Annotated in this window: 20 protein-coding genes; 7 read left to right on the top strand and 13 right to left on the bottom strand. The window is 43.9% G+C overall.

The features are described 5' to 3' along the window. Positions 1-12 precede the first annotated feature (12 nt). Positions 13-1,350, bottom strand: a complete 1,338-nt coding sequence (locus EUAN_RS01620) for an AAA family ATPase (RefSeq protein WP_071060969.1) — start codon at positions 1,348-1,350, stop codon at positions 13-15. A gap of 376 nt (positions 1,351-1,726) precedes the next feature. Between EUAN_RS01620 and EUAN_RS01625 the strand changes: the two genes are divergently transcribed. Next, a complete protein-coding gene (locus tag EUAN_RS01625; protein WP_071060971.1) occupies positions 1,727-2,440 on the top strand; it encodes an RluA family pseudouridine synthase in 714 nt (237 codons plus the stop codon). Here EUAN_RS01625 and EUAN_RS01630 read toward each other — a convergent pair. Next, positions 2,437-3,339 carry a tRNA 2-thiocytidine biosynthesis TtcA family protein gene (locus EUAN_RS01630; RefSeq protein ID WP_071060973.1) on the bottom strand — a complete coding sequence of 301 codons (903 nt, stop codon included), beginning with the start codon at positions 3,337-3,339 and terminating at the stop codon, positions 2,437-2,439. The genes EUAN_RS01625 and EUAN_RS01630 overlap by 4 nt on opposite strands. Before the next feature lie 150 nt (positions 3,340-3,489). Here EUAN_RS01630 and EUAN_RS12745 point away from each other — a divergent pair, with 150 nt between their 5' ends. Continuing rightward, on the top strand, positions 3,490-4,632 hold the full coding sequence (locus tag EUAN_RS12745) for a copper amine oxidase N-terminal domain-containing protein (protein WP_211266244.1): 1,143 nt from the start codon (positions 3,490-3,492) through the stop codon (positions 4,630-4,632). A gap of 8 nt (positions 4,633-4,640) precedes the next feature. Here the strand turns inward: EUAN_RS12745 and EUAN_RS01640 are convergent, their stop codons facing one another. From EUAN_RS01640 to EUAN_RS01650, 3 genes are all read right to left on the bottom strand, one after another. After that, positions 4,641-5,486 carry a phytoene/squalene synthase family protein gene (locus EUAN_RS01640; RefSeq protein ID WP_211266245.1) on the bottom strand — a complete coding sequence of 282 codons (846 nt, stop codon included), beginning with the start codon at positions 5,484-5,486 and terminating at the stop codon, positions 4,641-4,643. Between the two features lie 14 nt (positions 5,487-5,500). Then, positions 5,501-7,903: a Lon protease family protein gene (locus EUAN_RS01645; protein ID WP_245674415.1), complete on the bottom strand. Its 2,403-nt coding sequence runs from the start codon at positions 7,901-7,903 to the stop codon at positions 5,501-5,503. A gap of 88 nt (positions 7,904-7,991) precedes the next feature. Then, entirely contained in the window at positions 7,992-8,318 is a 327-nt protein-coding gene (locus tag EUAN_RS01650; RefSeq protein ID WP_071060977.1) for a hypothetical protein, read from the bottom strand. Between the two features lie 165 nt (positions 8,319-8,483). On the opposite strand from EUAN_RS01650, the gene EUAN_RS01655 reads away from it, so the two are divergent. Next, positions 8,484-10,820, top strand: coding sequence for an HAD-IC family P-type ATPase (locus EUAN_RS01655; RefSeq protein ID WP_071060979.1), 2,337 nt, complete (start codon positions 8,484-8,486; stop codon positions 10,818-10,820). Between the two features lie 20 nt (positions 10,821-10,840). On the opposite strand, the gene EUAN_RS01660 is transcribed toward EUAN_RS01655, so the two are convergent. Together EUAN_RS01660 and EUAN_RS01665 are read right to left on the bottom strand one after the other, a co-directional pair. Next, positions 10,841-11,365, bottom strand: a complete 525-nt coding sequence (locus EUAN_RS01660) for a LiaF transmembrane domain-containing protein (RefSeq protein ID WP_143000695.1) — start codon at positions 11,363-11,365, stop codon at positions 10,841-10,843. 85 nt (positions 11,366-11,450) lie between these two features. Next, the gene (locus tag EUAN_RS01665) at positions 11,451-12,095 is read right to left on the bottom strand and encodes a flagellar brake protein (RefSeq protein WP_071060983.1); all 645 of its coding nucleotides are present in this window, start codon (positions 12,093-12,095) and stop codon (positions 11,451-11,453) included. Between the two features lie 178 nt (positions 12,096-12,273). Here EUAN_RS01665 and EUAN_RS01670 point away from each other — a divergent pair, with 178 nt between their 5' ends. After that, on the top strand, positions 12,274-12,723 hold the full coding sequence (locus EUAN_RS01670) for a GNAT family N-acetyltransferase (RefSeq protein WP_071060985.1): 450 nt from the start codon (positions 12,274-12,276) through the stop codon (positions 12,721-12,723). Between the two features lie 4 nt (positions 12,724-12,727). Here the strand turns inward: EUAN_RS01670 and EUAN_RS01675 are convergent, their stop codons facing one another. The 5 genes from EUAN_RS01675 to EUAN_RS01695 all read right to left on the bottom strand — a co-directional run bounded on the left by EUAN_RS01675 (position 12,728) and on the right by EUAN_RS01695 (position 15,376). Then, positions 12,728-13,084: a winged helix-turn-helix domain-containing protein gene (locus EUAN_RS01675; protein ID WP_071060987.1), complete on the bottom strand. Its 357-nt coding sequence runs from the start codon at positions 13,082-13,084 to the stop codon at positions 12,728-12,730. Between the two features lie 2 nt (positions 13,085-13,086). Next, entirely contained in the window at positions 13,087-13,479 is a 393-nt protein-coding gene (locus tag EUAN_RS01680; protein ID WP_071060989.1) for a hypothetical protein, read from the bottom strand. Between the two features lie 97 nt (positions 13,480-13,576). After that, positions 13,577-14,242 (bottom strand): PHP-associated domain-containing protein, encoded by a 666-nt coding sequence (locus tag EUAN_RS01685; RefSeq protein WP_245674416.1) that lies wholly within the window; start codon positions 14,240-14,242, stop codon positions 13,577-13,579. A gap of 130 nt (positions 14,243-14,372) precedes the next feature. Continuing rightward, complete coding sequence (locus tag EUAN_RS01690) at positions 14,373-14,894, bottom strand: permease (RefSeq protein WP_097678044.1); 522 nt, start codon at positions 14,892-14,894, stop codon at positions 14,373-14,375. Next, complete coding sequence (locus EUAN_RS01695; protein ID WP_071060995.1) at positions 14,894-15,376, bottom strand: permease; 483 nt, start codon at positions 15,374-15,376, stop codon at positions 14,894-14,896. Before EUAN_RS01695 ends, EUAN_RS01690 begins: the two co-directional genes overlap by 1 nt. A 100-nt stretch (positions 15,377-15,476) precedes the next feature. Between EUAN_RS01695 and EUAN_RS01700 the strand changes: the two genes are divergently transcribed. Beyond that, positions 15,477-16,145: a Crp/Fnr family transcriptional regulator gene (locus tag EUAN_RS01700; RefSeq protein WP_071060997.1), complete on the top strand. Its 669-nt coding sequence runs from the start codon at positions 15,477-15,479 to the stop codon at positions 16,143-16,145. A 24-nt stretch (positions 16,146-16,169) separates the two neighbouring features. Here the strand turns inward: EUAN_RS01700 and EUAN_RS01705 are convergent, their stop codons facing one another. Beyond that, positions 16,170-18,062 carry an ABC-F family ATP-binding cassette domain-containing protein gene (locus EUAN_RS01705; RefSeq protein ID WP_071060999.1) on the bottom strand — a complete coding sequence of 631 codons (1,893 nt, stop codon included), beginning with the start codon at positions 18,060-18,062 and terminating at the stop codon, positions 16,170-16,172. A gap of 181 nt (positions 18,063-18,243) precedes the next feature. Here EUAN_RS01705 and EUAN_RS01710 point away from each other — a divergent pair, with 181 nt between their 5' ends. Further along, positions 18,244-19,830 (top strand): ABC-F family ATP-binding cassette domain-containing protein, encoded by a 1,587-nt coding sequence (locus EUAN_RS01710; protein ID WP_071061002.1) that lies wholly within the window; start codon positions 18,244-18,246, stop codon positions 19,828-19,830. A 57-nt stretch (positions 19,831-19,887) separates the two neighbouring features. Then, the gene (locus EUAN_RS01715) at positions 19,888-20,805 is read left to right on the top strand and encodes a DsbA family protein (RefSeq protein ID WP_071061004.1); all 918 of its coding nucleotides are present in this window, start codon (positions 19,888-19,890) and stop codon (positions 20,803-20,805) included. The last annotated feature ends 5 nt before the right edge of the window (positions 20,806-20,810 follow it).

Below are 20,810 nucleotides of genomic sequence, written 5' to 3' on the forward strand. Positions count from 1 at the left end.
CACCTACACTCTCTATAAGAGATCGAATAGTTTTTTCCCAAGCAGATAGTGCACGTCAAAAAAACCACTCGGCCATTCTTCTTCAAACTGGCCATTGTCTCTTAATTTCATATTTATAGCTCTAGAGCCCTCGCTGTCCTGTGTAAAGTAGTAAACGCCCACATCGTCTGCGCTTATTTTGCCCTCTGCCACAAGTATCTGTATCTCCGTAACCAGGAAAATGCTGTGCGTCTCTATTATGAAGTTTCGCTCACCCTCTATAGCGCTCTCCACAAAGAGATCCGCAAGCTTCGACTGCGCCTTTGGATGTATATGTGTTTCCGGCTCTTCCACTATTATGGTGCTGTGCTTTGGAGAGTTTATAGACTCTATTATTATGGGCAGCAGCTGCCTAGTTCCAAATCCCACCTCCAGCAAGTTGCTGTATATCCCGAGGTTCTTGTTTCTTATGAAGACCGAATAGGTCTCGCCGTTCACCTTCTCCAGATCCAGCTTGTCTCCTAGGTCGAACTCCTCTAGCCAGTGGTTTATCTTTCTCTTTATGCTCTTCTGTATCTCCTTGTCTCCAAGCCTGTCTATTCCCAGCAGAGCCTTGACTATGTTCTCTCCACGGCTACCTACGGAGCTCTCCAGGTCTATGTCGCTTATGCTCTGGGCCCTCTCTATCTTTGTCCTGAGAGACTCTATATATATAAGCCTTCTTGAGAACTCGTCCACTTTTTCCTCAAGGTCTGTGAAGAGAAGCTTAACTATTATCGCCGCCCTTAGGCTGTCTCCCGAGAGTTCTTTAAACACGCTCTCCTCCAGCTTGAAATAGAACTTATGCGGAGTTATATACTTTCCGCAGTCTAGAACAACGTTCTCGAGCTTTACGCAGTATCGGCCTTCTTCTAAGTATATATGGCATGACTTCTTGTCTCCATACTCTATAAAGAAATCGTCCACAACTGGTCTGTCCCCTGAGAGCACTATGGAAAACTCTATCTCGTCAACTGTGAAATCACCTTTTTCTTCCTCTGAGCTGAAGTAGATTTCATTCAAGCTAGATAATTCTTCGTCTTTCAGAAAATCTCTGTCGTCTTTTAGCTTGTTGAAAGTAAGCCTGTATGCCAGCTTGTTCCTGGTGTCGTTGTCGTAGATTATGTTTTTATAGCTGTCGTTTCCACTGCTTGCGCCTATTACGGCCTTACTGTCTAAACACTCTATGCATCTCTTGAGAAGCACAAGCGACTCTATAAAGCTAGACTTTCCGGAGCTGTTGGGCCCGACGAAGAGGTTTATCTTTTTCAAGCTTACAGAGCCAGACTTCCTGAAAGCTTTGAAATTTTTTAACTCTATTGAATTTATCATAAGTTTGCAGCCTTCCTTCCTGTTCCTATGTCTTTAAGTCTATTATACCCATAGCGGGCAAAAAAAATAAAACAACTCCTGTCCTAGAGTTGTTTTATCACAAAATATTTTAATTGTTAGGGGATATTTTCTGCCATACTCTTATTAGAGGCATTCTAATTTTGAGGTTTCTTGAGGCGTTTCTTTACATAAGAGGCTAGCTTATGATTTCGTATGACAGAAACATATCTACGAGCTTTTCAGCTCAGTGAGTAATTGAGGTTTTCTTACTATGTTTATAATGATAATCGTTATCAGTATAAAAGTCAACACTTTTAGCAAAAGTTTTTTATTTTTTTCTAAACAGTGTATAATCTTCTTGAAAGGAAGTGTTGAAATGCAGTTTAAAGTAGTTTTCGAAGACAAGAACCTCATAGTGGTGGAGAAGCCTCAGGGCATGCCATGCCAAAAGGACCCCACAGGAGATCCGGACCTTCAATCTCTTGTGTACGAATACCTGCTTAAGAGCTCTGAAAAGCCTGTGCTCAACCTCATAAACAGGCTGGACCGACCTGTCGGGGGACTCGTGCTGTTTGGAAAAACAGCTGAAGCCACCAAGCGGATTTCAAAAGACTTGGTAGGCAGAAATATAAAAAAAGACTACCTCGCTGTAGTAAATGGGGCTCCAGGCGAGGAGATTGCAAGCCTTACAGACTACATGGTCAAGCTTAAGTCCGTAAACATGTCTGTTATAGCCTCTCCCGATGATCACGACGCAAAGGAAGCCAGGCTTTCTTTCAAGCTGCTTGAAAGCGTCCAAGCCGAAGAGGGGGCACTCAGCCTTTTGAATATAAGGCTCAAGACAGGAAGGCACCATCAGATAAGGCTTCAGCTTTCCAACTACGGAACACCTGTGTGGGGAGATACAAAGTATAACCCCCTGTTCAAGAACGCCAAAGAGTGGGTGGATATATCGCTTTGGGCTTATAAGTTGGAATTTGTACACCCCATAAAGAGAAAGAACCTGCTCTTATACTCTTTTCCTCCTGAAAAGAGCCCCTGGAGTTTTTTTGAATCAACCCTTGAAATGCTAAAAGAGGGACTTCATTAGTCCCTCTTAGGTATCTCCAGACCTTCGTCGTAGAAGTCCAGAAACGAATACTTCTCTCCACTCTTTTCAAAGCCAAGTATCCCGTCCATATTTACATTCTGCGCGGCCCTGAATATGGACTTATCCACATTCTTGAAATTCTGCTTAAAGTCCTCTATCAGGTCCTTTATTTCAAACCTCTTGTTTCCTATCTTTTTGGCAGCCACCATACAGGCGCAGTTGAGTGGCCATATCCCGCTGCTCTGTATAAACTTCTGTATGTCCGTCTCTTCAATGTAGTACATGGGCCTTATAAGCTCCATGTTCTCGAAGTTGCTGGCCTTCAGCTTTGGAAGCATCGTCTTGAAGTTTCCCGAATACAGCACGTTCAGCATAGTTGTCTCTATTACATCGTTAAAGTGATGTCCAAGCGAAATCTTATTGCACCCAAGCTCCTGAGCTCTAGAGTAGAGCGCTCCCCGCCTCATCCTTGCACACATATAGCATGGGTAGTCGCTTGCTATCTTGTCGGCCACCTGGAATATCCCGGCATCGAATATCTTTACAGGTATCTCCAAGTATTCGCAGTTCTCCACCAGCAGCTTTCTTATATCTTCGTGGTATCCAGGGTCCAGCGCTATAAACTCCAGCTCGAATTCAATCTGTCCATGTCTCTTCAGCTCCTGGAACAGCTTCGCCATAAGCAAACTGTCTTTGCCCCCCGATATGGCCACCCCTATCTTATCTCCTGGCGATATCAGCTCATAGTCTTTTATGGCCTTTATGAACTTAGACCATATCTTCTTTCTGTACTTCTTTATAAGGTTTCTCTCTATCTCTCTTATAGGCTTTCTCTCGTTGAAAGGGATTAGTATTTCGCACCCGCTGCCTGAAACCCCGTTTTGATTTTCGTTATCCAAAGTTTACACCTCTCTGATTCTTTTTAATATACAGTTGATTATATCATATAGACTGCCTAGTTCATCTGAACTATTTTTGCAAAATGCAGTGCTTCTATTTTGATTTCCCCAAACTGTGGTATAAACTATATATTCAAGGGAGGTAGTACGATGAACAAATTTCTAGTCTTAACTTTAATCACATCGATTTTAACTATATGTTCAAGTGGCTCGAATGCAGAGCCTGACTTCGTATACAGAGATATATCGTTGGTAAGCGGTGACGTAAATGGCGACGGCAGGTCTGAAACTGTAAGGCTGGCTGGAGAGATAGATAGAAACAAGTACGATATAGATAGCTACGATTCTTTCGAATATGAATTTTTGGAGTTTGTAAATACAAGGCTTTTTATAGAAGACTACAGGGGAGTCATTCTCCACTCTATGGCCGTTCCTCAAGGATTGTTCGAGAAGCTGGTTCTCGCCGACTTCGACAACAATGGCTCTAAGGACATCCTCTTTACTTTTCACGATCCAGACTACCCTAACATAGACCACAAGGTGCTGTCTTTCAAAGACAATATGCTTTCCGAGCTCTTTAACGGAGAGCTCGGGCACAACGGACTGGACTCCACAAAGTACATAAGTCTCGCGGTTAAAGACAAGTATGGAATTTCTCTAAAGTCCCCAATTTCAAGTCTGAACGTCAACACAGTGCTTTCAAAGCAAAACAGACATATGTACGATAAGTTTTACAACAGCGACGGCAGCCTTATAGACGGCAACCTAGTCTACATGAGTTACCCGTATCTCTCTGAAGTCGAACTTGTGCGGTCAGGTTCAGCTCTTCTGGAGTTTTCCAAGCTTAAGTCTCATATTGGAGAGGAGATACTGTCTCTTCAGACTACATATACTTGGAAAAATAACAAGTGGATTCCGACATCCATTACGGCCATCCCTCTTAACTACAGCATAAATGTAAAGCTAAACGACAGATACCTCTTCTTCGACTCAGAGCCTGTAGTGGTGAGCAACAGAACTCTTGTCCCGATGAGAGCCATATTTGAAGCTCTAGGAGCCGATATCTCCTGGGACCAAAATACAAGCACGGTTTCGGCCTATAAGAATGGCGTGTCTGTGAAGGTCAAGCTTGACGAGAAGACAGCGTATATAAACAACACTCGCTTTGAACTAGATGTTCCTCCTATTGCAGTTGACGAGAGGACTATGGTCCCCGTGAGGTTTGTGTCAGAGGCCCTGGGTGCGGAGGTCACTTGGGATGAAGTCAAATATGAAGTAGTTATAAAGAAATAGCGATAGGATTATCTTCCTATCGCTATTTTTAGTGCCATTCTCAGCTTCCTGAAGTCACTTACATAAGCCCTCTTGCTGAAGCAGTCGTATTTGTTTTTCCTCACCCCGTCGAGTATAGCTCTGTAGTATTCAGATGCCAGCTTTACGGGCCTCAAGCTGTCTGAGTCAAAGAGGTGGTATTTTGACTTTACAGCTTCATATAGATTCTCCGCCTCTCCTGCGTAGTCCTCCCAAAGAGCTATAAACCTGCTGTCTATAATCCCGGACTTCAGCTCTTCCTCCGAGTAGCCGTGCTTATCTAGCTTCTCCTTGGAGAGGTATATCCTACCCTTTCTGTTGTCCTCTCCTACGTCTCTGAGTATATTGGTTATCTGCATGGCTTTCCCAAGCATTACGGCCGTTTCTCTAAGCTCAGCGTGGTGTTTTTCTGAGAGTATAGGTATCACCATGAGCCCTACTGTTCCAGCTACATAGTAGCAGTAGCTGTCCAGCTCTGACTCTGTCTCTATGTTCTTGAAGTGCGCATCTCGATACTGCCCCTCAAGCATGTCGTAAAAAGGCTCTATGCTCATCTCGTAGTTTTGAAACACATCTCTAAGCGTCCTCCAGATGGGGCTGTCCTTCTCTTTTCCCTCTTGGAACAGTCTAAGCTCTTCTCTGTACTCCATAAGCTTGTCTAAGTCGTTTTCTTCGTCTATTATGTCATCGCTGGTTCTGCAGTATGCATATACTGAGTATATGGCATTTCTCTTTCTCTCAGGCAGCTTGGAAAAAGCCTTGTAGAAAGTTTTTGAGTTTTCCATTATTATATTTCTGCAGTACTCGTAGTCGGCCTCTAGTGTCAAATCTTTCACCTCTTTAGCTTTCTTTATTTTTCTGACTTTTCACTGGAGTCTGAATTCAAGCTCTTTAGTTTTTTGAGAGTGTCTTCTAGCTTCTTGTTTACAAGGCTGTGGACATCTTCTGCCTCCATGCCCATCAGTATCTCTATCCCCTCGTCTATAGTCTTTACGGAGTATATGCTGAACTCTCCCCTGTTTATAGCCGCTTTCACTTCATCGTCTAGCATAAGGTTCTTTACGTTCTGATGTGGAATCATGACACCCTGCTGTCCTGTAAGCCCTTTCAGCTTGCAGACCTTGTAGAATCCCTCTATCTTCTCGTTCACTCCTCCTATAGGCTGTATCTGCCCTCTCTGGTTCACTGAGCCTGTAACGGCTATATACTGCTTTATAGGAACTCCTGAGATGCTAGAGAGTATTGCATATAGCTCGGTGCTTGAGGCACTGTCGCCTTCTACCCCAGAGTAAAGCTGCTCGAACACCACGTTTGCGTTCAGAGCGAGCGGCTTGTCGTGGGCATACTTCTCCCCAAGGTATCCGCTTATTATCATGACTCCCTTGTCATGTATCTTTCCGCTTGTTTTGGCTTCTCTCTCTATATTTACGATTCCAGACTTTCCGACATAGGTGGATACAGTTATCTTGCTCGGCTTTCCGAAGCTGTACTCGCCTGTGCCTGTAACAGCTAGCCCGTTTATCTCCCCTACTTTCTCTCCGTATACATCTAGTACATAGTCCTCGTCTTCAAACATCTCTAGTATCTTCTCCTCATAGAGATTGTTTCTAAAAACTTTTTCTTCGAGGGCTTTTATGACATGGTCCTCGCTGACGAAAGGCGCTCCGCTCTTCTCTGCCCAGTAGTCGGCTTCATGTATCAATTCCACTATCTGGTTAAATCTCGAACTTAGTTTCTTCTGGCCTTCTGCAAGCCTTGAGCTGTACTCTATTATCTTGCAAACTGCTGGCTTCTCGAAGTGCTTGAGCTTCTCCCTCTGGCAGTGAGTCGCTATAAACTTGCCCATCTTCTCTATATTCTCAGGGTCTCTGCTCATCTCAACGTCAAACTCAGCAAGCACTTTAAAGAGCTTCTTGAAATCCTCGTCATATGTGTATAGAAGGTAGTAGGTATATGCATCTCCTATTATTATGACTTTAAGATCGAGAGGTATGGGCTGCGGCTTGAGCGTCGAAGTCACTACATAGCCGTACTGCCTCTCCAGAGACTCTATGTTTATCTCGTCTGTCAAAAGCGACCTCTTGAGCGCCTGCCAAGCAAACGGATTGGAAAGCAGCTCTTTGGCCTGAAGTATTAGATAGCCCCCGTTGGCCATATGTATTGCGCCAGGCTTTATCTGGGTGAAATCAGTCTTCATAACGCCCATCTCATTCGTATACTCTATTGACCCTATGAGGTTGTAGTAAGTCGGATTCGACTCGAACACAACTGGCGAACCGCTTCCCTCTCTGTCTTCTAGAAAATGGTTTACTTCATACCTCTTAAAAAAAGTCTCGTCTATTCTAGACTGCATCATCTCGAATATATTCCCTTTTCCAGATTCCATGGCTTTCTTTATGTTTCCCACGTTCTCGGATATATCCTCTTCCAGAGAAGTCAGGTATTTCTGTACATTCTCACTCTTGTATTTTTGCTTCACTTTCTCTATATGAAACTTCACAAGCTTGTTCGCCGTCGACTTATCTAGCCTGTCCAGCTTCTCTTGAAGCTCCTCTCTCAGCAGCCTCAGCTTGTTGAAAAGCTCCACAGTCTCTAAACTCAGCTGGTTGTTGTTCTCCTTCAGCTCGTCTAGCTCCTCCTGCCTCAGTCTCTTTATCTGGGCTTCGTTCATCGGCCTTCCATTCTTTACTGGAATGCTCACGACCCTGTCATCCTCTAGCCTGTCAAACTTAAATCCATACTTTTCAGCTATTTCGTTTATGGTGTTGACCACCTTGTCATATTCTTCTTCATAGTCGTGAATCAGATTGTTTCTGTCATTTTCGTAGTCCTTGCTCAGGAATATGCTCCCTAGCTCTTTTTTCAGTATGTTTATTATATTCTCCACTTGCTTGCCGAATTTTTTTCCAGTTCCAGGCTCCAGCTCAAGCGCAATAGGCATATGCGGTGTCTTGAAGTTGTATACGTATACCCAGTCCGACGGCTTGTGTTCCCCTTTGGCTTTCTCTCCAGTTATAAACTTCACATAGCTGTTCCTGCCCGTCCCGCTATGCCCCATCACAAATATGTTGTAGCCTTTCTTTCTCACTCCAAGCCCGAAGTCTATGGCCTTGGCCGCCCTTTCCTGGCCTATTATCTCGTTGCTAGTCTCCAGCTCTTCTGTAGTCCCAAAATCCAGCTCTATCTTGTTGCATCCATTTTCCAGATTGTCTATATCAACTCTGTACTTTTCTATGCGATCTTTATCCAACAAAAAAATCATCTCCTCGTGTTTAAGCCCTATAAGTAATATATACTCATTTACTGTGGATTTAATCGAGGATTTAATGCTATTTTGATCTCTATATTTCTATCCCTATAGTTCTAAGCGCTATTATAAGAGATTCCTTGTCATTTCCAACCATCATAAATATGCTCATCCAGATTTCATAGAAGCCCTCTAGTATTCTCCTTCCCGCTGGAGCTAGCCCGCTTTCGTCTAGCGAACTCTCTATAAGCTCCTCTATGTCCACCGACTTAAGCACTCCGTCCTTCTCTCTGAGCTTTTTTGAAAGCCTGTCTTTCATTATAGGTATGTTTTTTTCTATAAGCTTGAAGTTGTCTAGCATCTCCTTAGGGCTCACAGTGTCTACATCCATATTGCTGAATCCTCCGTTTGTTTTTTGCATATCAAGTCTCCTCCCTATTTTTCATATACTCACAGTATACTACACACTCTATTTTTCTTTAATCTCTTTTTGGATTTTGAGCTTTACATTAACTATATTTATGTGTTTTTTGTTGATTTCGTGGTATTATATGTATATGACGTGTTTTCGAAAAGGAGATATCCTATGAAAAATATTAGAGGACTTAATTCACTAGAGGTAAATGAAAGAATATCTAAAGGACTTATAAACACCAGGCCGGCTCTTCCCGCCAGGACTGTTGGACAGATCATAAGGTCCAATGTCTTCACGCTCTTTAACGGCTTGAACCTTGTGTTGGCTTCGCTTGTGCTTTTGGCAGGCTCTCCTAAAAACGCTCTCTTTGCAGGTGTCATACTCACAAATACCGCTATGGGTATTTTTCAGGAGCTGAAAGCCAAGTCCACAATAGAGAAGCTGTCGCTTCTGAACCAGAACTCTGTAGAAGTGCTTAGAGATGGCGATCTAGTGAGTATCCCTGGAGAAGAGATAGTCTTGGATGATGTTGTGGCTTTGAGCCCAGGGGATCAAATCGCAGCAGACGGAATTCTGCTGTCCGAGGAGCTGCTTGAAGTAGACGAGTCATCTCTTACAGGAGAATCTGACCCTGTCTTGAAGTCGAGCGGAGCCCAAATTCTTTCCGGAAGCTTTGTGGTCTCAGGCGGCGGGCTTTTGAAAATCACAGATGTAGGTGAGAAAACTTATATTTCAAAGCTTTCAGATGAGGCTAAGAAGTTCAAGAAGATAAACTCGGAGCTTAGAAGCTCTATAGATAGAATAGTAAAGGGCATAATATGGATACTGCTTCCCTTGGGATCTCTTCTTATGGCCAGCCAGATTCTTTTCAGCGACAAATCCTGGAATGAAGCCGTTTTAAGCTCCATAGCCGGAATAGTAGGTATGGTTCCAGAAGGGCTTGTGCTTTTGACTACTGTGTCTTTCTTGGTTGGTGTCATAAGGCTTTCAAAGTGGAATACACTTGTGCAGGAACTTCCTGCCACTGAGGTCTTGGCAAGGGTGGACACCATATGCCTCGACAAGACAGGAACCTTGACAGAGGGGAATCTAGTACTGTCGGATATAATCTTCACAGACAAGACCAAGAGCAGCAGCTGTATAGAGCGAGAGATTGCGGCCACTGTTCACGCTTTTGCATCTTCGAATCCGACTAAAAAGGCCATAGTTTCCAGATTCCCTGTAGATCCAGGCCTTTCTGTTTCCGAGAAAGTCCCGTTTTCATCTGAGAAAAAGTGGAGTGCAGTAAGGCTCTCAGACGGAAAGGTGCTTGCTCTAGGGGCTCCTGAGGTGCTTGCAGACAATTTAGATGCTTATGGAGCTGATAGCTTGGCCTCGAGCGGAAAGAGGGTTCTCCTGTTCGCAGTTGGAAGTGGCTCTACTGTGGAAGCAGCCTTCAAATCTGGACTTTCCCCTGCAGCGATTTTGGTGCTTGAAGACAGAGTGAGGTCGGATGCTCCAGAAACGCTTGCCTATTTCAAGGATCAGGGCGTTGAAGTAAAGATAATATCTGGTGATAATCCTGTCACCGTATCTGCAATTGCAAGCGAGGCCGGTGTAGAGCATGCCGAAAGATATATAGATGCGCGTACTCTCCCTGAAGATGTGTCGGAGCTAGTTCCATTCCTAGAAGAGTACACTGTGTTTGGAAGGGTTACTCCTCACCAAAAGCGAGACCTTGTAAAGGCTCTCAAGTCTACAGGCAAGACAGTTGCCATGACTGGCGATGGGGTAAACGACATACTGGCCCTGAAAGAGTCGGATTGTGGAATAGCTCTGGCTTCTGGAAGCGAGGCCACCAAGTCTGTAGCCCAGCTTGTGCTCTTGGACTCTAACTTCTCAAGCCTTCCTAAAGTAGTTTCAGAGGGCAGGAGAATAGTAAACAACTTAGAGAGGGTTGCAGCGCTTTATCTGACCAAGACGATATACTCAATAGCCCTTGCCCTTATATTCTCGCTTACGACGCTGCCTTATCCATTTATACCTATACACTTGACGCTTATGGGGTCATTGGCCATAGGAATACCCTCTTTCTTCTTGGCACTTTCGCCAAACGACAGAAAGGTCAGCCGAGGGTTTCTCTACAGGGTGCTTTCCACAACTGTACCAAAGGGGATCACAGTTGCGCTTTCCACTTTCCTGATGTTTGCCATTGCCCACTTCTCGGGCTTGGACCTAGACTCAACCAGGACTCTCAGTGTGCTTATCTCAGGCGGCATAAGCTTAGTTGTCCTCCTGAAAGTCGCAAGGCCTCTGACCGTTCCAAAGCTCTTGCTTGTATCGGCTATGAGTGCTGTATTCGGACTTAGCTTTGTATTCCCCTTTGGGAGAGCTCTATTTTCCTTTACGATCTCTAGCTTAAGGCATATGGCTATAGCCGGCGGAATAGTATTCGCATCCTACTTTGTCATAGATGCGGGCGTGCTGGCGTTTAAAAAGCTCTTCCCCCATACGGCTTCAAACAAGTAAAAGCGTCCTAATGGACGCTTTTAGCTTATCTCTATTCCTCCAAATGCCACAAAGCACTTTATTCTCACTACTGGCAAGCTTGGATCTTTTGTGGGTAGCTTCTTGTTCTCCCACCCACCAAATATGGGAATTCCGCTTATTATCACGTTGCAGTTCTCCGGCAGCCTTATCTCCACACCACCAAACATGGCTGTCAAGCTCAGCTCGCACCTCTCAGGGTCTATCGTGGCAGGCCTTAAGTCTATTTCGGCAGCTCCAAAGACTGTTGTCACCGCTCCTCCTTTGAACTTAGACGACTCGTTCAAAGTCGTAAGGCTTGAGAATATGTTCATGTAGTCGATGTAGTCGTCGCTCTGAATATCGTCGTGACTCATCTTTATTCCTTTGCCCTCTCCTGAAAACAGTATAAGTATACCTATCAAAATTATGACTGCAGGCCAGTACCTGTGAAGCAGAGTGGAAAAGTTGAACTCGTTTATCCTGACTGTAAATATGACTATCCCGGCCAAGATAAAGAGTATCCCCATAACGGTTTTTCGTTTCATATCTATCACCTCTCTCTTTATGGACTTTTTACCCCTTTTGAAGCTAAAAAAACAAAGAGGGTGCACTGTATCACACCCCCTCTGTTTAGCTCTTGACTTTTCTGTCGTTCCTTATTCTCTCTCTCTGCACCGAGAATATGTAGCTGACTATTTTGTCTACTACCTTATCTCCAAGCTCTAGAAACTTAATTCCATACTTTTCATCGTGGTGGTTTATACCTGGCATTATGCTCACCACTTCACCGTCTAGCTCTAAAAACTCTCCGTCTATTTCCACCTCTACAAGCAGCTTTTGGCCCTTGTAGAACTTTTCTTCACTTTTCACCTGCATTCCGCCCCCACCTAAGTCTACAGTCTTGCCCTCGACTATGTCTTCGGAGTCAGCCTTCATTATCCTCACAGGCTTCATTATCGAAAGCCTGAAGTAATTCCTTCTCTCAAACCTCTCCACCTCAGAGTTGATCTCTATCTTGCTCAAGTGGAAATTGCCTTCCTTGAAATTGTCTATAGCTACACCTCTTGCTTTATAGACCTTGTCTCCTGTAAACACTATTATTACAACTCTGCTGTTGGTAGGTATCCTCAGTATAGCTCCTTTGCATATGGGCGAAAGCACTGTAAGTACATTTGATTCTATCTTTTCTATTCTAGTTGTGAATTCATTTTCCTCCATAAGAGTCACAGTTTCGAGCATAACTCTGTCTCCCTCTTTGAACATGCTTAAGTCCATTTCACTCTCCCCTTTTCAAATTGCGAATAGGTATATTATACTACAAACTCCTGCAAGTCTCACCTCTATTTTGCCTATCTTCGCCTTTTCTTTCCCTAGATATTAAACACGGGCTGTGATAAAATGTAACTGTTGCACTTTTTATCAGCTTTCAAAAATATTTTTAAAAGGAGCCGTTATGTATCTATCTATAAAAAAATTTGATGAACTCAGCACTAGAGAATTGTACGACATTCTTAAAAAAAGAGAAGAGGTCTTCATAGTCGAGCAGAAATGCCCTTATCCAGACTGCGATGGAAAAGACCTAGAATCCTACCACATGCTGTACAAAGACGGCGAAAAACTTGTGGGATACCTCAGGATACTTCCGAAGGGTCTTTCCTACGATGAAATTTCGCTTGGGAGAATTTTGATAGACAGCAGCTACAGAGAGCAAAAGCTTGGGTCTAGAATGGTGAAGAAAGCCCTTGAATTTGTCGAGACGGTTCTTTGCGAAAATCGCGTCAGGATATCTGCGCAGCTATACCTTTTGAACTTTTACTCTAGTCTAGGATTCGAGTCAGTCGGCTCTCCCTATGAGGAGGACTGGATTCCACATATAGAAATGCTGTACAAAAAAGAAGATTAGGATCCTAATCTTCTTTTTTTATTTCAAAGTCGGAAAAATACAGTTCGTATGTATCTTCCATGTCTTTGTTCAGTTTATCCATAGTCTTTCTATACCTTGCAAGCAGGTCTTCTCCTCTTTCTGTAAGCGAGGATCCGCCCCCTCTAGAGCCTCCCACTTTTGTATCCAGCACCTTGAATCCGACTCTGCTCTCTAATGCCTTTACCAAGTTGTGAGCCTTGTTGTAAGACATCTTCATGTTCTTGGCCGCCTCAGAGAGAGAGCCTCCAGACTTCACCTTCATGAGAAGTTCATAAACACCTATTCCAAAGAGCTTGTCTCCATTTTCGTCTTCTATCCAAATACGTCCCTTTACTCTCATATTTACTCCTTTCCGAACATCTGTCTGTATTTTTCACCTAGATACCCTATATATGTATCTGTAGATACGAATAGTGCTATATAGACTATCTGGTATAAAAAGTTGACTCTTCCGTCTAAGAAAAGCAGCAGTAAGAAGCCAGCCAGGAGGAACACCATCCTCTTCTTGAAGTCTAGGCCTATCTTCAGTATAAGTATCCTAAAGAGCCTGATTCTATCTACCATGAATTGCATATTCTTGACGTTTAAAAGCACGCTGAGTATATACACAGCCATAACTATTGCCGCTCTCTTGACGTCTAGTTCTCCTGAAATCCAAAGCACTGCACTCAAGAAAATCGGCCAAAAAAGAAGCAATGATTTGAGCTTTTCCTTTGGAAGCTTGTTGTAGCTCATAGCATCACCTTTTTCTATTTGTTTAGTACATTATACCACAGTTTTTTAGCAAAATAAAAAGAGCCTCCATCTTCAGCAAGGATGCTCTTAAGTGTCGCTACGCCCCTTTTTGAGCGCTGTAAACATTTATCTCTCTGTAGACTCCGCTTTCCCTTTTCACAGGACAGAATCCCCCAAGTTTCACTGCCTCTATAAAGTCCTTGTGGTCCCTTATAGTACCGTCGAACTTAGTTGCATAGCAACCTATCTGCTTTGTGACATGTGCGTCACTAGCCCCCATAGATGGCATATTGCACTCTGTAGCCAGTGCATAGGCGTAGAGATTGTGGTGCGGATGAGTACTGCCGTTGAAAGACTCTACAGCTGTAAGGTCGCCGCTCACCTCTTTTATATAGTCTTTAAGACCTCTGTTGTTAGTCCTAAAGGGATGCGCACTTGCAGTGACTCCCCCCGCCATCTTGACTTTTCTGACCAAGTCAGCTGACTCTATCCTGTAGTCTGGTATATCGTCTAGTCCGTATACCAGTATATCTCCCTGCTTTGTAAGTATCTCTGCACCAACTATGACCAAGAGTCCGTCTATTACAGCCGACTCTCCTATCTCATGCCTAAGCCTGTTGTTGTCATGGTTTGTTATGCAGACACCGTCTAGCTTTCTATCTTTGGCCGTTGCTATAACCTCATCTAAGCTCATATGGCTGTCTGATGAGTATTTGCTTTCGTGTATATGAGTGTCTATTATCATGGCTTCTCCTTCCCACACTTTTTCATCTATTTTTGTTATTCCCGAGTCATTTACTCAATTGTAACACATTTATACCCAGTAGTCGTGGTTCTATGCCATTTAATAGATATGCTTTTTTTATGCCATTTTATATTTCTATAGTTTTTTTCTATAATAAATCTTGTTGCTTTTCTATGTCGCCTTTCTTTACTGCTTTTCCCATTATAAATGCCATAATGTATATCATGGGCACAGTCATTACCCACCTTATCATCATAAACTCAAACCCCAAGAATCTGCCCTCGTTGGCCAACATAGGTATCTTTATTACAGCCCATGCACCTATTATTATCACCACGTTCTTTACGCTGGCTCCCTTTTTGAGCAGCATATTACATAGCGGAAAAGCCGCGTATACAGGCCCTGCCGATAGACTTCCAAGAAGAAATGAAAACACTGTCCCTTTTATCCCGGAGTCTTCTCCAAGGTACTCGGCTATCTTTTTTTTGGGAATCCAGGTCTCAATGAAGACTATCATCATAAACACAACAGGCATCACGAGGAGCATCTCCTTTATGTAGTAGCCACTGCTTTTGACGGAGTCAAGCGCCATCTGTCTGCTGAAAATCGCAACTGCAATATATGCAAGCGCAACTGCAATCAACAGCTTGTTTTTCTTTAAAGTTTTCATCAAATCAGCACCCCCATTAGAATCGATATAGCTATTGCAAACCCAAAGCTTAGAACATTCCTATACACCGCAAATTTAACTCCAAAAGTGTTTTTCTCAAGTGGAAATGTCGCAAGCCCCACCATGGTTAGAGTAGTCAAAAAAGCCGCCACTGAGACTGTGTTGACTCCTCCAGAACGTAGCGCTCCCGCAAGCGGAAAAGCTACAAAGGCGGGGATAAGGGTTATTCCTCCAAATATCGCAAATATGCCTGTCTCTACAGCAGGTCCAAACTGTCCAACTATCCCCTTTATGCTCTCTACAGGTACAAAGGTCAGAAACATTCCCACTATAAATAGTATCCCCAATATCTCTCCCATCATGTTCTTCATCATGTTTTTAGCCATCTTCATAGACTTGATCGTCTTTGCACTGTCTTTGATCATGGAATATACGAACATGGCTAAAGATATAATCCACATAGCAGCAGTAAATATGTCCAAATAAACGCCTCCTTTTGTTTGACTTTGTCTTATTTTAACCCTAATATAGATTCAAGAGAGTTACCCAGGTAACTCCAAGCATTATTTTTCGAGGTGACATATGTACAGTTCAATAGCTTCAACACTTATTCAGTACCCTCTGTTCTCCTGCTTTGAAAAAGAATATTTATCTGACGTTCTTGAGAGATTCAGCATATACCCTAATCTATGTAGGAAAAGTACATTTTTGCACTCTGAAGGTGATCCATGCAAGTTTATGGATGTGCTGCTCACTGGAGAGCTTGAGATACAGAAGATAGATGAAAACGGAAACCTCCTGACCATAGCCAGCTTTTTCCCTATCTCTTCTCTAGGCGAAAATCTTATGTTTGGAGACAGCAATATATACCCCATGAATGCTTTCTGTCCAGTCGATTCAGAGGTGCTTCAGCTTGACAGAGACTTTATACTCTTTCTCTGCTCGGAAAATCAAGACTTCCTTCTGGCGCTACTTAAAGACATCTCTGGGAAAGCCCTTATTCTAACCGACAAGATAAAGATGATTTCACACAAATCTCTTCGAGAAAAGATATTCGAATATCTAGCTCGTGAGTCCACAGCACAGAAAAGCTCTAAGGTAAAGCTCAGAACCTCAAAGAAGGATCTGGCACAGCTGTTTGGTGTGCAGCGAACTTCTCTCTCTAGAGAGCTCGCAAAGCTCAGATCCGAAGGGCTTGTCGAGTTCGATGCAGAGAGCATCACATTAAAAAAGCTAGAGAACTGGACTTGAGTTCTCTAGCTTTTTCTTGTAATCCTACTTTTCTTTCTCTATGGCCTCGGCCATCTCGCTTAGGTATATCCATCTCTCCATCTTGTGCTCAAGCTCCGACTCCAGCTCTGCCTTCTTCTCCATAAGCTCTTGAAGCTTGGTGTACTCCGAGGCCACATCGGCCATCTCCAGCTCCACTGACTCTATGGAAATCTCCAGCTTAGCTATATCTTCGTCTATAGTCTCGTACTCCCTCTTCTCGTTGTAGGAGAACTTTAGCTTCCTGTCTCTGTTTTCCTGTTTTTGCGACTCTTTCTGTGTATCTTTTCTGGAGACTTGAACTTCCTCCGTATCGCCTCTAGATTCCACTCTGCTCCTGTAGTCTGAGTAGTTTCCAGGGTAGTCGTTTATCTTCCCGTCTTCAAAGGCAAAAATCCTAGACACCACCCTGTCTAAAAAGTACCTGTCGTGCGAAACCGTTATTACAACGCCTTCGAATTCGTCTAGATAGTCCTCTAGTATGCTCAATGTGTCTATGTCTAGATCGTTTGTAGGCTCGTCTAAGAACAGTACGTTCGGGCCTTCAAGCAGCACTCTGAGCAGGTAGAGCCTTCTCTTCTCCCCTCCCGAGAGCTTGGAGATAAAAGTCCCCTGGACATGAGGCGGAAACAGGAAAGTCTCGAGCATCTGGGAGGCGCTCAGCCTGTAGCCTTCCTTGTTCTTGGCGTACTCCGCCCCCTCCTTTATATACTCTATTATCCTCTGGCTCTCGACCATATGGTATGTCTCCTGTGAAAACACCCCTATGTTGACAGTCTCGCCTATCTCGAGTCTTCCGCCGTCTATCTTCTCGCTTCCGCTTAAAAGTTTTATAAGTGTGGACTTTCCGGCTCCGTTTTTTCCCACGATACCTATCCTGTCGCCCTTTACAGCTGTATAGGTGAAGCCGTCTATGAGCTTCTCTCCACCCATCGACTTTTCCACAGCCTCGGCCTCTATTATCTTGTTTCCAAGCCTTGTGCTGTTTACCGATATATCCATCTCGCCTTTCACAGTTTTGCCCTGCATTTCATCGTCTAGCGACTCATACCTCTGTATCCTGGCCTTCTGCTTGGTAGTTCTAGCCTTTGCGCCTTTTCTCATCCACTCCAGCTCTTTCTTAAGCAACGACTTCTTCTTCTTGTAGGTGGAGGCCTCTATCTCTTCACGCTCCAGCTTGGCCTCCAGAAAATAGCTGTAGTTTCCGCTGTACTCGTAGAGCTTGCCTCCGTCCAGCTCCACTATCCTGTTGGCCACCTTGTCCAGGAAATACCTATCATGCGTTATCATAACTATGGCCCCATCCCTGTCGTTCAAGTAGTTCTCAAGCCAAGATATGGTCTCGCTGTCTAGATGGTTAGTGGGCTCGTCTAGTATAAGCAGGTCCGACGGGTTTGTAAGAGCTGAGGCGAGAGCCACCCTCTTCTTCTGGCCGCCTGAAAGGGTTTTTATCTCTCTTTCAAAGTCCTCTATCCCGAGTCTGTTCAATACAGCTTTGGCTTCGCTCTCTAAGCTCCAACATCTGTACTCCTCCATCTTTCCAAGCAGCTCCGTCATCTCCTCTGGATCCGTATTTTCATCTTTCACCGCATGTATATAGGCTTTTAGAGTCTGCATCTGTGGAGAGCTCCCCCTGAAGACTTCTTCTATTATCTTTCCGTCAGGGTCCAGCTCAGTATTCTGCGACAGATACTCTATCCTTATCCCGTTCTTCTTGATTACCTTGCCCTCGTTAGGCTCCTCAACACCTGCTATTACTTTGAGCAGCGTCGACTTCCCCGTTCCGTTTATCCCTATAATTCCTATCTTGTCGCCTTCATTTATCCCCAGGCTTACGTCGTCTAAAAGCCTTTTCTCCACATAGCTCTTCTCTATATTCTCTAAACTCACAAGGTTCATACTTTGTCCTCTCTTTCAATATCTTCTTCAGTACAATTATAGCTTATATCCAATCATATTGCGATATCGCTGGCTATTGCAAGACTAAACTATTTTAAACTCACTATAAGCCTATAAATGCTATATGGCCTCTCTTAATTGTGTTATAATGGTTCTGATAACGTGAATGGAGGTAATTTTTTTGATAAATGTAAACAATGTAAGTCTTCAGTTCAGCGATAAAAAGCTGTTTGACGAAGTAAACTTGAAATTCAACCCTGGCAACTGCTACGGAATAATCGGTGCCAACGGAGCCGGAAAATCCACTTTCCTCAGAATACTCTCTGGAGAGCTCGACCCTACTACAGGAGAGGTAAGTGTAGCCAAGAATTGCAGGATGTCGGTCTTGAAACAGGACCACTATAGATATGACGAAAATGAGGTGCTCGAGACTGTAATAATGGGAAATGAGCGTCTATACCAGATAATGAAGGAAAAAGACGAGCTCTATGCAAAGCCTGACTTCTCGGACGAAGACGGCATAAAGGCATCTGAGCTTGAGTGCGAGTTTGCAGAGCTAGATGGATGGGAAGCCGAATCGGAAGCTTCATCTCTTCTTCAAGGTCTTGGAATCGGCACAGAGGACCATTACAAGAAAGTAGCCGATCTAAGTGGAGCTGAAAAAGTCAAAGTGCTAATTGCCCAAGCTCTTTTCGGAAAGCCTGGCATACTAATCCTGGACGAGCCTACTAACCACCTGGACATAAAGTCTATAAACTGGCTTGAGGAATTCCTTATAAACTTCGAGGGAACTGTAATAGTCGTATCGCACGACAGACACTTCCTAAACCAGGTCTGCACTCATATAGCTGATATAGACTTTGGAAAGATAAAGCTGTTTGTAGGAAACTACGACTTCTGGTACGAGTCGAGCCAGCTGGCGCTTCAGATGATGAAAGACCAAAATAAGAAAAAGGAAGAAAAGGTAAAGCAACTTCAGGAGTTCATAGCTAGATTCAGCGCCAATGCCTCTAAGTCCAAGCAGGCCACTTCGCGTAAGAAACTGCTAGACAAGATAACGCTAGACGACCTACAGCCTTCAACTAGAAGATATCCTTTCGTGGGCTTCAATATCGAAAGAGAAGTCGGAAAAGAGATACTGAGCGTAGAGAAGCTCTGCAAGACTATAGACGGGGTCAAAGTGCTTGACGACCTTAGCTTCACAGTGAACAAAGACGACAAGATAGCGCTTGTCTCGGAAAACGAGCTTGCCAACACTACTCTTTTAAAGATACTTTCCGGGGAGCTTGAGCCTGACAGCGGATCTTTCAAATGGGGTGTGACTATAACTACTTCTTACTTCCCTAAAGACAACTCAGCTTTCTTTGAAGGAAGCAAGCTCAACCTCATAGACTGGCTAAGACAGTACTCTGAAGAGAAGTCTGAAAGCTACCTAAGAGGATTTTTGGGAAGAATGCTCTTCTCGGGTGAAGAGGCACTTAAAAACGTAAGCGTGCTGTCTGGAGGAGAGAAAGTGAGATGTATGCTGTCTAAGATGATGCTTTCCAACTCCAATGTGCTTATGCTGGACCAGCCTACAAACCACTTGGACCTTGAGTCTATAACTGCTGTAAACAACGGGCTTAGAGACTACAAGAGCGTGCTGCTATTTACATCTCATGACCACCAGTTTATACAGACTATAGCTAATAGGATAATCGACATACGCCCTGACTCTGTGCTTGACAAGATGATGGAGTACGATGAGTTTATAGAGAAATATAAATAGAAAAATTTAATTAAATCGCCTCCGCAAGTGGTATAAAGACTACAGGAGGCGATTTTTATGTTTATCAAGAGATTTAACTATCAGCCTGGATGTGAGTGTTCTAATTTTGAGAATTCTGTATTCTACGAAGATTCTTTCAAAGGACTCGAAAAATACAAAGTGAATATACTGTACTACACCGATCCAATGTGCTGCGCCTGCTGGGCCATGGAACCGGTGCTCAGAAAATTAACAGAGGAGTACGGGAATCATTTCAACCTCGTGCTCAAGATGGGCGGGCTCTTAGAGGACTGGAACTGTGTTTCGGATTCAGATTTTTCAAAGCCTGAAGATCTGGAATCCCATTGGAAAGAGGTGGGGGATATGTACGGGATGCCTATAAGCGGTGCTGTATGGAGAAACGATCCACTTCACTCCTCTTACCCGCCGTCTCTGGCCTATATAGCCGCAAAAAAGCAAGGCGAAACACTGGCTCGCGTCTTCTTTAGGAAGTTGAGAGAATCTCTCTTCATATACGACGTAAACATATCCCTAGAGGAGAATTTGCTGGAAATAGCTTCGCTCTCGGGACTGGACGAATCCAGGTTTCTTTCAGATTTCAGAAACCCCAGGACGAAAGAGTCTCTGCACTCAGAGATCGCCGAGTCAAGGGCCTTGGGAATAAATACCTTCCCCACGCTTGTATTCATAGGTGACGATGACCGGAGCCACTCTATAAGTGGAGTGCGCCCCTATGAAACATATGTATTCCTGCTCAAGGAGATTATGGGATATCTGCCTGAAAAGAGGCGGCTCAACTACTCTCTCTCTGAGCTGTTTGAAAAGTACGACCTTCTCTCTCTCAGGGAGATCTCGTGTCTTACAGATCTGCCTATGCAGAGCGTGACTTCTGAGCTGGGCGACCTAGTCGTCAGGAAGGCTATAGAGCCTGTAAAGGTCCACTCTTCTTTTTACTGGAAAAAAGCCTCCTCTTAAAGAGG

The organism is Andreesenia angusta (assembly GCF_001855385.1).
Lineage (GTDB): Bacteria > Bacillota > Clostridia > Tissierellales > Gottschalkiaceae > Andreesenia > Andreesenia angusta.

Excerpts from the sequence above, each read along its gene's own strand:
- EUAN_RS01620 (WP_071060969.1), bottom strand. The coding sequence starts at position 1,350 with ATGATAAATTCAATAGAGTTAAAAAATTTCAAAGCTTTCAGGAAGTCT.
- EUAN_RS01625 (WP_071060971.1), top strand. The coding sequence starts at position 1,727 with ATGCAGTTTAAAGTAGTTTTCGAAGACAAGAACCTCATAGTGGTGGAG.
- EUAN_RS12745 (WP_211266244.1), top strand. The coding sequence starts at position 3,490 with ATGAACAAATTTCTAGTCTTAACTTTAATCACATCGATTTTAACTATA.
- EUAN_RS01650 (WP_071060977.1), bottom strand. The coding sequence starts at position 8,318 with ATGCAAAAAACAAACGGAGGATTCAGCAATATGGATGTAGACACTGTG.
- EUAN_RS01655 (WP_071060979.1), top strand. The coding sequence starts at position 8,484 with ATGAAAAATATTAGAGGACTTAATTCACTAGAGGTAAATGAAAGAATA.
- EUAN_RS01660 (WP_143000695.1), bottom strand. The coding sequence starts at position 11,365 with ATGAAACGAAAAACCGTTATGGGGATACTCTTTATCTTGGCCGGGATA.
- EUAN_RS01665 (WP_071060983.1), bottom strand. The coding sequence starts at position 12,095 with ATGGACTTAAGCATGTTCAAAGAGGGAGACAGAGTTATGCTCGAAACT.
- EUAN_RS01670 (WP_071060985.1), top strand. The coding sequence starts at position 12,274 with ATGTATCTATCTATAAAAAAATTTGATGAACTCAGCACTAGAGAATTG.
- EUAN_RS01675 (WP_071060987.1), bottom strand. The coding sequence starts at position 13,084 with ATGAGAGTAAAGGGACGTATTTGGATAGAAGACGAAAATGGAGACAAG.
- EUAN_RS01680 (WP_071060989.1), bottom strand. The coding sequence starts at position 13,479 with ATGAGCTACAACAAGCTTCCAAAGGAAAAGCTCAAATCATTGCTTCTT.
- EUAN_RS01690 (WP_097678044.1), bottom strand. The coding sequence starts at position 14,894 with ATGAAAACTTTAAAGAAAAACAAGCTGTTGATTGCAGTTGCGCTTGCA.
- EUAN_RS01700 (WP_071060997.1), top strand. The coding sequence starts at position 15,477 with ATGTACAGTTCAATAGCTTCAACACTTATTCAGTACCCTCTGTTCTCC.
- EUAN_RS01705 (WP_071060999.1), bottom strand. The coding sequence starts at position 18,062 with ATGAACCTTGTGAGTTTAGAGAATATAGAGAAGAGCTATGTGGAGAAA.
- EUAN_RS01715 (WP_071061004.1), top strand. The coding sequence starts at position 19,888 with ATGTTTATCAAGAGATTTAACTATCAGCCTGGATGTGAGTGTTCTAAT.